Source organism: Streptomyces sp. BRA346, assembly GCF_052851135.1.
This window is the reverse complement of sequence record NZ_JAIWIH010000071.1, coordinates 26,189-37,496: the sequence shown is the minus strand read 5'-3', so window position 1 is coordinate 37,496 and position 11,308 is coordinate 26,189. Positions and strand designations below refer to the sequence as shown.

Below are 11,308 nucleotides of genomic sequence, written 5' to 3'. Positions count from 1 at the left end.
CACGAGGACCCCCGCAACGGGTCCGAGGCCGAGAAGGGCTGGAACGTCTGAGATGACTACCACCACCGGCACCACGACCGGCAAGAAGAAGCAGGCCGACCGCGGTGGGCCGGTGCTGGACTGGGCGGCCGGTCACGGACCCGTGACCGGCGCCCTGTCCGCCACCACCGGCGCCTTCGCCCTCGCGGCCACCGGCGCCGCCACCGGCATGCCCCCGGGCTGGGCCCTGGCCGCCGGGACGGTGGGCGCTATCGGCCACACCGCCGCCGGACTGCGGTGGCGCAACGCTGGCCGGACCATCACCGCCCGCGCCGCCTCCTGGCTGCTGGGTTCTGGCTGGACCACCTGGGCTATCACCCACGGGCCCCTGACCTGGACCGCGCTCGGTTCGCTGGCCACGATCGGGATCGGGATCGGCACCGCCGCCCGCGCCACCGGCCTGTATGAGGAAGCCCGCGAGGACGAAGCCGCCGCCGCAGTGGAACGGCAGATCGCGGCCGAGCTGTCCGCCGAGCGGCGGGGCATCGCCGCAGAGTGGGCCGAGCGGATCGAGCGCGTCTGCGGCATCCGGCTGCACGTCCTGGCGGTCGAGATGTGGGCCACCGGGTGCGGCTTCACCATCGACGCCGAACTGCCCGGCGGCACCACGTATGACCACATCGCCAAGCACTCCGCCCGCCTGGGCGCCGATGCGCACCTGCCGCACGGCTGCACCGTCGCCGCAGGACCCGGCATCCACCAGGGCCGGGTACTGATCGACGTCGCCACCGCCAGCGTGCTGGAGCAGGAGATCAGCTACCCGTCCGACTACGGGCCGCTGTCGGTGCACACCGGCATCCCCTGGGGCGTACGCACCACCGCCGAGCAGGTCATGACCTACCTGCGCGAACAGTGCGCACTCGTGGTCGGACCCACCGGATCGGGCAAGACCAACATGCTCCACACCATCCTCGCCGGGTTCGCCCGCACCACCGACGTCATCACCTGGGTGATCGACCTCAACGCCGGATCGGCCGGACTGCCCTGGGTCCGCCCCGCCCTGGGCCCCGACGGCACCCCCGTCAAGGACATGCGGCCCGGGATTGACTGGCTGGCGGGCAGCCACGAGGAAGCGGTGCGGATGCTGGACGCCGCGATCCGGATCGGGCGGCACCGCAAGACCGTCTACCAGGACCTCATGGCGCAGGCGAACACCGACCTGCTGCCCATCAGCGCCCAGATTCCTCAGATCATGCTGGTGATCGATGAGGGTGCGGAGATCCTGGTCAGCAACGACCGGAGCATGCGCAAGCTCGCGGAAAAGATCCTCGAAGTGATCCGCCTGTTCCGCGCCATGGGCATCCGCACCGTGCTCACCGCGCTGGGCGCCACGGGCTCTGTGCTGGGGAACTTGATGATCCGCCGTGAGGCAAAGGTGCGCGTCGCCCTGACCGGCGGCGAGACCGAGGGCATGGACCTGTCCAAGCAGTTCCCTGGCAGCCGCGGCCTGCGCACCGATCAAGCCCCGTACAAGGGGTCCGGGTTCATGGGAACCCCGGAATCTCCGGTGGCGTTGTTCAAGTCGTGGCGGATCCTGCCCAACCAGATCCGCGACATCGTGGCAGCGACCAGTGACCGCCATCCCACCCTCGACGCGAAGTCCGCGCAGGCCGCGGGCACGGTCTACGCCGATCGGTGGGACCGCGACCGCACGGCGTGGATGCGGGAGCACACCCCCGCCGAACCCACCCCGGATACGGCCAGCGATCCCGCGCCCCGTCCGGGGACGGGTGCCGGGCTGAACCTGTCAGCTCTGCGCGACGCCCAGCACGACGCAGGTACCGGGGACGGTCCGGACGCGGATCGGCTCGCGCAGCAGTTTATGCGCGAGATCGATGAACGGTTCGGCACCATCCCCGACCCCAACGCCGAGCAGGACGCGAAGAAGCAGCGGCCTGAGCGTGCGCAGGGCGGGCTGAACCTGTCCGCCCTGCGCGACAGCGACGACACCGGCGACACCGCGAGTGCCGGGCCGGAGTGGCTGGCCGAGGCGATCAACGCGATCCAGTCCGCTGGGGCAGCGGGCATGAAGCCCTCCGCTGTGGCCGATCTCGTCGGCCGCAGCCGACAGGCAGTTCGGGACGCGCTCAAAGCCGCCGCCGAGCGCGGCGAGCTGGTCTACCGGGACAACGGACCGCACTCGGTCTACGTCCATCCCGACCACGCCTGAACGGCCACACACCGCTACTGGCTACTGGCTACCGCAAAGGTTGCCAGTAGCCAGTAGAACGGCCCCCTACGGCCCCTCACAGGGCTCTACCGGGCCGTTTGCCGGTAGCCAGTAGCCACTAGCCAGTAGTCACTACAACTACACACCGTTATAGGTAGGCGCCCGCCGGACCCCTTCCGCGCGGGCGCCCTCCCTGTCTCCGGACCGCTGGAAGGGAGCACCACATGCACCACCATGAGCCCCCCGGGAACATCGCCCCGCACATACCCGCCGACGTCTACCAGCGCGCGCAGGCCACCGGACAGCCGGTCGTCATCGTCGTCAACGACACCGAGCCGACCGGCTTCCCGTGGCGGCGCGTGGTGATCCCGTTCGCGATCGCCGGGGCGGTCGTGGCCGGGGGCTGGGGACTGGCCGCGGCCCTGTGCTGGCTGATGGACGTCGCCGCGCACACCGCAACCGCGATCGCCGGAGCCGTCGCCGGACCCATCGGAGTCGGCGGAATCACCCTCAAGCTCGCACAGTCCAAGAACAAGTAGGGGGCGCTGACGCATGACGCTGCACGTCGTCCAGTTCAGCGGCGGTATCGGCTCCTTCGCCGCTGCCGTCCGTGTCGCCGAGCGGCACGGTACTGACCAGCTCGTGTTACTGATCGCCGACACCGGCATCGAAGACCCCGACCTGTGGCGGTTCGCCGACGACACCAGCCGTCTGCTGGGCGTTCCGCTGACCAAGGTCAGCGACGGCCGTACCCCCTGGGAGGTCTTCCGGGACAAGCGGTTCCTGGGCAATGACCGGATCACCCCGTGCACCGTGTGGTTGAAGCAGAAGCCGTGCCGGGTGTGGATGGGCGAGAACGCCCCGCCCGGTGACTCCCTGATCTACATCGGCATCGAGAACACCCCGCGCGACCGGGCCCGCATCCCCGCCATCGCCCGGAACTGGAAGCCCTGGACCACCCGCTTCCCGCTGTGCAACAGGTGGGAGCCGGAGCGCACCAAGACCCAGCTCCTCGACGAGGCCCGTGCGCTGGGCATCGAGCCGCCGCGGCTGTACACGCTGGGCTTTGCGCACAACAACTGCGGCGGCACCTGCGTACGCGCCGGACAGAAGCAGTGGAAACACACCCTCGACGTCCTGCCTGACCGGTACGCGTACGCCGAAGCCCAGGAGAACTCTCTGCGCGAGCTGCTGGGCGATGTCTCGATCCTGCGTGAACGCCGCAAGCGCACCGGCTACCCCCTGCCGCTCGCCGAACTCCGCCGCCGCCACCACGCGACCGCGACCATCCCTGCATTCGACAACTGGCCCACAGCCGCCTGACCTCGAAGGAGTCACACCGTTGAACGCCACACCCGTATGGTTCGAGTCCCTCACCGACAGCGTGTACGCCCTCGGCGCCGCCGCCCGCGAAGCTCAGCACGCCGCCCGGACCGCCGACCTGGCCTGCGACGCCTACGACCTCGACCGGCTGCGGCCGAGCGACGGACGGGTCGGCACCGACGACCGCGGCGCCCAGGCCGTGTCGTTCCGCCCGCACTTCCGCGCCCTGCTCACCATCGGCGATGCGCTCATGGAGCAGACACGCAAGATGCGCACCCTCTACGCCCAGACCGCCATGGGCTACGCCTACGGCACCGCATGGGCCATCCTGCGCGTCCTGGAGGGTCAGCAGCCCGATGCCGTCCAGCTCAGCCGGAACAACGACGGGGGATACATCATCCCCGGTGAGCTGTGCCCGATTCCGTCGCTGATGCCGGGCCTGGAGCGTTGGACCGGCTACAAGCAACTCGTCCAGGCCCATGCCCAGTGGGCCCTCTGCGAGGAAGCGGGCATGTTCGCCGAGTACCTGGACGAACAGCCCCAGCTCTCCGACCACGAAGCCGGTGAACTCCACAAGGCCCTCGACACCGCGACCGGCGAGCCCGACGCCGCGTACGCCTACGGCCAGCTCGCCGAATCCGCGCTCCACTTCGCGCTGCTGGAGCCCCGCGCCCAGCACGCCTGCGCCCAGACCAGCCGATAGCTACGCCCGGGGCGACCGCACCTCTCGCCAAAGAATCCGCGGTCGCCCCGGCCCAACCAGCCCACAACAGACCTGTTGGAGGTATCCAGCATGCCCTACGAGCTGTACGGCAACCCCTTGCGCAGCTCCGCATTCAACGCCGCCGGACGCGGATGGCACGTCTTCCCGCTCCGCCCCGACAGCAAGACCCCCGCCCTGCACGGTGCGGACCGCTGCCCGGGCACGGAGGACTGCGCGGCCGGACACCGCAAGTGGGAAGAGCGCGCGACCGACGCCCCCGAGCAGATCGCGTCGTGGTGGTCACGCCGCTGGTACAACGTCGCTGTGGCGACCGGCCCGTCTGGCCTGGTCGTCATCGACCTGGACGTGCCCAAGGACAACAGCAGTGCGGACACGCCTTCCGGCGTGGCGAACTTCAAGGCGCTCTGCGAGCGCGCCGGACAGCCCGTCCCGACCACCTACCGGGTGCGGACCGCGAGTCAGGGATGGCACCTGTACTTCACCGCCCCGCCCGGTATCCGGCTGGCCAACACCGCGGGCAAGCTCGGACCGCTCATCGACACCCGCGCTTGGGGCGGCTACGTGGTCGCCGCGGGCAGCACCCTCAACGGGGCCATCTACGCCGACAGCGGGGTACACGTCGCCCCGCTGCCCGCATGGCTCTGCGACCGTCTGACCGCCCGCCCGCAGCCGCCGGGGCGCGTGGCCGTTCCATCGTCCTCTCGGGCCTCTCGCTACGCCACAGCCGCTCTGAAAGCGGAGACTGCGGCCGTCGCGGGAGCCGAGGAGGGGCAGCGCAACCACACGCTGGTGCGCGCCGCACGCGCCCTGGGGCGGCTGATCGCATCCGGCGACCTCACCCGCACTGAGGTTGAGGAGGCTCTTAATGGGGCGGGGGAGCGGGCCGGACTGCGGCCGTACGAGTGCGGCCCGGTCATCACCAGCGCCCTGAACTGGTCCATCGCCCACAACCCGCAGAAGGGCCGGGCCGTATGACCAGCGCACACCGTCCCCCAATTAAGAGCCTGCCCGGCACCACCGACCAGACCAGCCCCGCCGAACCGGCCCCCGCCGCGGACGGCCGTAGCGCGCCGGAAGTCGTCGGCCGTAAGGCCGTCCTTTCTGCCCGTCGCCCTGACGGACACCAGGGCGACGGCCGGTACCCCGTCGCGTGGCTCCACATCACCGCTCCGCCGGACCGGCGAGCCGTCCCCACCGCCCACTCGGGGTGCGCGTGCGGCCGGGACCGCAGCGCGGTCGGCCGCCGCCGAGTGCTCGCCCTGATCGCCGACCACGAAGCCCACAAGACCGTCTGCCCGCTCCGCACTCCCCAGGAAGGGAGGACCGCCGCATGACCCCCACCACGCCCGCGCCGTCCATCGACGGAGCCGCCCTACTCGATGAGGTCGAGCGGCACCACCGGCGCTTCAACGTCTTCCCCAGCGAGCACGCATACGTAGCCGTCGCGCTGTGGGACGCCCACGCGCACCTCATCAGCGCTTTCGACTCCACCCCCCGGATCGCGTTCCTGTCCCCGGAACCCGGCTCGGGGAAGTCCCGCGCGCTGGAGATCGTGGAGACGCTGGTGCCCAACCGGCTCGTGGCCGCGCACGCCACCGCCAACGCCATGTACCGCGCCGTGGGCGACACCGACAACCTGCCCACGGTCCTCTTCGATGAGGTAGACACCATCTTCGGCCCCAAAGCCGGAGACAACGAGTCCCTACGGGGCTTCATCAACGCCGGACACCGCCGCGGCGTCGGCGTCCTGCGCTGCGTCGGCGAAGGCTCCAACCAGGAAGCGACCGAGTTCCAGACCTTCTGCGCCGTGGCCATGGCCGGACTCGGCTCGCTCCCGGACACGATCCTGACCCGCTCGGTCATCATCCGCATGCGCAAGCGCGCCCCCAACGAAAAGATCCAGTCCTACCGGCAGCGCATCCACGAGAAGCAGGGCCACGCACTGCGGGACCAGCTCGCCAAGTGGGCCGACCAGGTGCGCGACCAGGTGGAGAACGCATGGCCGGAGCTGCCCGAAGGCATCAGCGACCGGCCCGCGGACGTATGGGAACCCCTGCTCGCCGTCGCCGACGCGGCCGGTGGCCACTGGCCCGAGCGGGCCCGCACCGCATGCCTCGAACTGGTCGCCGCGGCCAAGGAAGGCGACAAGGCGTCCGTAGGCGTGCAACTGCTCACCGACCTGCGCGACAAGGTGTTCTGCGGCGCGGACCGCATGCCCACCGCCGCGATCCTCGAATGCCTCCACGCGATCGAGGACGCCCCATGGGGCGACATGGACGGCAACGGCAAGGAACTCACCCCCCGCGTGCTGTCCAAGATGCTGGGCGAGTACGTCACCGCGGCCAACAAGCCCATCCGGCCCCGCTCCATCCGCACCGCCGGTGGTGTCCCCAAGGGGTACTACGCCGAAGACCTCGCCGACGCCTGGCTTCGCTACTGCCCCCCGACCCCGGAAAACTCCGCTACATCCGCTACATCCGCTACACCCCAGGTCAACGGCGGTGCAGATGTAGCGGAAGAGCTGCCCGACATCCGCTACATCGGCGCCGAAACCGCTACGACGCCCACCGCTGCCCGCAGCGCGTAGCGGTACCTATCCGCTACATCCCGCCCATCCGCTACACGAAACAGGCCCCTGACCTGCGATGTAGCGGATGTAGCGGATGTAGCGGATCCCTAGAAGGAAGACAGCAGAGCTCCAGGCCGCGAAGGAGCGACCGCCTGATGGCAGAGGCATCGGCCATAGCCACACTGCGGGCCGGACTCCCGGACCGCTACCTGACCCCCGACGACATCGCCGAGATGTTCGAGGTACCGAAAGAGACCGTCTACGCCTGGCGCAAGAAGCGCATCGGCCCACCCGGCTTTCGCGTCGGCAAGCACATCCGCTACGACCCCGCCGCCGTCCAGCGCTGGACCGCTGAGCGTATGGCCGACGACATCGCCGCCTGACCGGCGACAACCCACGAGCGCATTCACCACCCGCAGGGGGCGGAGCCATGTGGCTCCGCCCCCTGCTCTGCCCGAGAAGGGAACACGTTCGGTGGCAGGCCACATCCAAGACCGCTGGTACAAGACCGAGATCGGCGCCGACGGGAAGCGTCACCGCGTCAAGACCGATCGTTACGGCACCGGGATGCGCTACCGCGCCCGCTACGTCGGTCCGGACGGCACCGAGAAAAGCAAGTCATTCCCCGACAAACAGAAGCGACTCGCGGAACAGTGGCTGGTGCAGATCGCCGCCGATATGTCGCGCGGGCAGTACGTCGACCCCCGCGCCGCACGGATCACCTTTCAGCAGTACGGGGAACAGTGGCTTTCGACACACACGACGGAGATCAACAGCCAGGATTCAGCGGCGCGCCGCCTGCGGCTGCACGCCTTCCCGTACATGGGGACGCGCCCCCTGGCGGCGTTCCAGCCCGGCCACATCCGGACCTGGTTGAGCGAGTTGGAGGGAGCCGTGCCAGCAGCTTCATACCGGCGGATCATCTTCGGAATCGTCTCAGCCCTCCTGAGCGCGGCCGTGGACGACGGTCTGATGCCGCGGAATCCTTGCCTGGCCAAGTCGGTCAGGGGACCCCAAGGAAGTCCGTCAAAAGTGGTCCCCTGGACACCAGAACAGATCTTCGCCGTCCAGGCTGCTCTACCTGAGCGGTACCGCGCCATGGTCGACGTGGGTGGCGGGTGCGGGCTGCGGCAAGGCGAGATATTCGGCCTTTCCACCGAGAACGTGGACTTCGACGGCGGTTGGATTGCCGTCCGGCAGCAGCTCAAGCGGGTACGGGGCAAGTTCGTATTCGCCCCGCCGAAGCGCGGAAAGCTCCGTGACGTGCCCCTTCCCGGCGTCGTGGGCGCCGCTCTACAGGAGCACATGGAGACCTTCCCCACGGTCAAGGTGACCCTTCCATGGCTCAAACCGGACGGGCCGAAGGTCACGAAAGAGTTGATATTCACCGGACAGGCTGGCCGCGCCGTGCGGTCGAGTCACTTCGATGACCACCTCTGGAAACCGGCTCTGGCAGCCGCTGGCTTCATCCCCGAACCCAAGAAGGGCGAGCGATACCAGGCCGCACGGGAACACGGCATGCACGCGCTCAGGCACTTCTACGCCTCGGTTCTGCTGGACGCCGGAGAGAGCATCCGGGCACTGAGCACGTACCTCGGACACAGTGATCCGGGATTCACGCTGCGTGTCTACACTCACCTGATGCCGAGCAGCGAGGGACGCACGCGGAGGGCGGTCGACACCCTCTATCGGGCCTCCGGTAGGCCGCTGGACGGCCCAGAGACGGCCCAGGCCGCGTAGGAACGGCCTGGTCAGGGACTAAATCCCTGGTCAGGCCACCCAAACGTTAGAGAATCGGAACTTCATCTATTTCTTCCCGCTGTACACGGGCCAGACGATGCCGATGGACGCCTGGCGGGCCCGCATGTGGCTGGACACCTGGATCTGAATCCGGGCCAGGCCCCCGGAAGAAGCGGTTCCGGAGGGGGCGCGGCGGGTTCACGGGATGCCGGTAGAGTGCCTCGAACCGCGGCCCCCACCGCACCGGTGGGGGGACTCGAAGAACACAGTGGGGGTTCTGCATGCGGAGTGGCGCGAGAGCCGCGATCGTCAGTGCGGTGTTCGCCGCCATGGTCGTCAGTGTTGCCGGCTGCGGCAGCGGCCAGGATGACTCGTCGGGTTCCAAGGACGGCGCGAACGCGTCGGGCGACGAGAAGAACGCCGTGAAGAAGGTGAAGACCGGCCCGCCCAGCGCGGCCGAGGTGAAGACCACCGCCCGCTCGTTCCTGGCGGCATGGTCGGCGGGTGAGACGGCGAAGGCCGCCGCCCTGACGGACGACAGCGACGCGGCCGCCGCGGCGCTGAGCGGCTACCGCAAGAAAGCCCATATCGACAAGGTGCAGCTGAATCCGGGACAGGCCAGCGGCGACAAGGTGCCGTTCTCGGTCAACGCCCGGATCGCGTACAGCGGTGAGAGCGTCCCCTGGACGTATGAATCCTCACTGGACGTGACCCGCGACACCAAGACGGGCAAGCCGGTCGTCGACTGGCAGCCATCGGTCGTCCACCCCAAGCTGGGCAAGGGCGACACCCTGAAGACCGGCGAGTCCGAGGCCCCGCCGATCAAGGCCGTCGACAAGGACGGCACGGAGCTGTCCGCCACCGACCACCCGTCCCTCAAGGGAGTGCTGTCCGCGCTCCGCGAGCGGTACGGGAAGAAGGCCGGCGGCAAGGCGGGCGTGGAGACCTTCATCGCCCGCGGCAAGGGCTCCAAGTCTCCCGACGAGACGCTGAAGGTGCTCTCCAAGGGCACCCCGGGCACGCTGAAGACGACGATCGACAGCAAGCTCCAGAGCACCGCCGAACAGCAGGTGAGCAAGAAGAGCAAGGCGTCGGTCGTGGCCGTCAAGCCCAGCACCGGTGAGATCCTCGCGGTGGCCAACTCCCCCGCGAGCGGCTTCAACCCGGCGCTCCAGGGCTCGTACGCGCCGGGCTCGACCATGAAGGTCATCACCTCGGCGACGCTGATCGACAAGGGTCTGGCCGCGTACGGCAAGGCACATCCGTGCCCGAAGTACTTCTCTTACGGCGGCTGGAAGTTCCAGAACGACAAGAAGTTCGAGATCAAGAACGGCACGTTCGAGCAGAGCTTCGCCCGTTCCTGCAACACCGCCTTCATCAGCCAGGCGGGGAAGCTGAAGGACGACGATCTGACCAAGGAGGCCCGTGACGTCTTCGGCATCGGCCTCAACTGGCAGACCGGCGTGCCCACCTTCGACGGCGCTGTGCCGGTCCAGTCCGCCGCCTCCAAGGCCGCGTCGCTGATCGGCCAGGGCGGGGTGCGGATGAACCCGCTCAACATGGCGTCGGTGTCGGCCACGGCCTCCACCGGCACCTTCCGCCAGCCGTACCTGGTCGCGCCGTCCGTGGACAACCGGACGCTGGCCAAGGCGAGCAAGACGATGAAGTCGAGCACGAAGGACCAGCTGCGCAAGCTGATGCACCTGACCGCCACCTCCGGCACCGCCGCCGAGGCGATGTCCGGGATGAGCGGTGACTTCGGCGCCAAGACCGGTTCGGCCGAGGTCGACAACCAGGAGAAGCCGAACGGCTGGTTCACCGCCTACAACGGTGACCTCGCCGCGGCCGGTGTGGTCCCCGAGGGCGGCCACGGCGGCGACACGGCGGGCCCGATCGTGGCGGCACTGCTGCGCGCGGGCGGCTGAGGCCCCGGCCTACCGCTGAGGAGCCGGGCGGGCGCGGTGATTCCGCGCCCGCCCGGCTCTCATCTGTTCTGCCGGTCCGCCGTTCTGGTGGGCCTGCACCGCCTCCACCGCCTCACGGCCGCCGCCCGCGACCATGACGGCCGCGTCGCCCTGTTACGGCAGGCCCTGGACCTGTGGCGCGGAGACGCCCTCAGCGGGCTGACCGGAGCCTGGGCGGAGGCGGCCCGGGCCCGCCTCGCGGACGAACGGCTCGCGGCGCGGCTGGAGTTGTACGAGGCCACGCGCCATCGGCTCGCCGACGACCTCGCCCCGTCGACCCGGGGCCCGAGCCGCGCGGGGTGCATCAGCGCATCCTGAACGAGGACCCGTCGCTGACCGTGCCGGAGGAGTGCGGGGCGGACGCGGTTTCCGTCGCCGAAGCGCCCATCGCGCCGGGCGCCCCCGAGCCTCCCGCGGACTCCGCGCTGCCGAGGGTGCCCGCCGGACTGCCGCATGTGGTGGGCGGGTTCCGCGAGCGGGACGAAGAACTGGCCCGGCTGGACGCCCTGCTGCCGCCCGGCCCGGGCCCCGCCACGGAGGCGGCCGAGGACCCGTCCGCCTCCGTGGCCATCGCGGCCGCGTGCGGCACGGCCGGGGTCGGCAAGGCCGCCCTCGCCGTGCACTGGGGCACCGGGTCCGGCACCGCTTCCCCGACGGCCGGCTCTATGTGGCTGGACAACGCCGCCTCGGTGGAACAGGTGCGTCCGCCGTTGCCCGGCGCCCCCGCCTGCCAGGTGCTGGTGACCAGCCGTCAGCGGCTGAGCGGTCTGGTCGCCCGC

Annotated in this window: 10 protein-coding genes; all 10 read left to right on the top strand. The window is 69.8% G+C overall.

Translation table 11 applies throughout. The annotated features are described in order from the left end of the window. Positions 1-52 precede the first annotated feature (52 nt). Complete coding sequence (locus LCH29_RS42310; protein ID WP_446466998.1) at positions 53-2,209, top strand: hypothetical protein; 2,157 nt, start codon at positions 53-55, stop codon at positions 2,207-2,209. Positions 2,210-2,433: 224 nt separating this feature from the next. After that, on the top strand, positions 2,434-2,748 hold the full coding sequence (locus LCH29_RS42305; RefSeq protein WP_446466997.1) for a hypothetical protein: 315 nt from the start codon (positions 2,434-2,436) through the stop codon (positions 2,746-2,748). Positions 2,749-2,761: 13 nt separating this feature from the next. After that, positions 2,762-3,532: a hypothetical protein gene (locus LCH29_RS42300; RefSeq protein WP_446466996.1), complete on the top strand. Its 771-nt coding sequence runs from the start codon at positions 2,762-2,764 to the stop codon at positions 3,530-3,532. Positions 3,533-3,551: 19 nt separating this feature from the next. Continuing rightward, entirely contained in the window at positions 3,552-4,235 is a 684-nt protein-coding gene (locus LCH29_RS42295; protein WP_446466995.1) for a hypothetical protein, read from the top strand. Positions 4,236-4,325: 90 nt separating this feature from the next. After that, positions 4,326-5,231, top strand: coding sequence for a bifunctional DNA primase/polymerase (locus LCH29_RS42290; RefSeq protein ID WP_446466994.1), 906 nt, complete (start codon positions 4,326-4,328; stop codon positions 5,229-5,231). Positions 5,232-5,586: 355 nt separating this feature from the next. Then, positions 5,587-6,843 carry a DUF3631 domain-containing protein gene (locus LCH29_RS42285; protein ID WP_446466993.1) on the top strand — a complete coding sequence of 419 codons (1,257 nt, stop codon included), beginning with the start codon at positions 5,587-5,589 and terminating at the stop codon, positions 6,841-6,843. 137 nt (positions 6,844-6,980) lie between these two features. Beyond that, positions 6,981-7,208 carry a helix-turn-helix domain-containing protein gene (locus tag LCH29_RS42280; RefSeq protein WP_446466992.1) on the top strand — a complete coding sequence of 76 codons (228 nt, stop codon included), beginning with the start codon at positions 6,981-6,983 and terminating at the stop codon, positions 7,206-7,208. A 91-nt stretch (positions 7,209-7,299) separates the two neighbouring features. After that, positions 7,300-8,565, top strand: a complete 1,266-nt coding sequence (locus LCH29_RS42275) for a tyrosine-type recombinase/integrase (protein ID WP_446466991.1) — start codon at positions 7,300-7,302, stop codon at positions 8,563-8,565. Positions 8,566-8,846: 281 nt separating this feature from the next. Continuing rightward, complete coding sequence (locus LCH29_RS42270) at positions 8,847-10,490, top strand: penicillin-binding transpeptidase domain-containing protein (protein WP_446466990.1); 1,644 nt, start codon at positions 8,847-8,849, stop codon at positions 10,488-10,490. Positions 10,491-10,526: 36 nt separating this feature from the next. Next, a complete protein-coding gene (locus tag LCH29_RS42265; RefSeq protein WP_446466989.1) occupies positions 10,527-10,847 on the top strand; it encodes a BTAD domain-containing putative transcriptional regulator in 321 nt (106 codons plus the stop codon). Positions 10,848-11,308 lie beyond the last annotated feature (461 nt).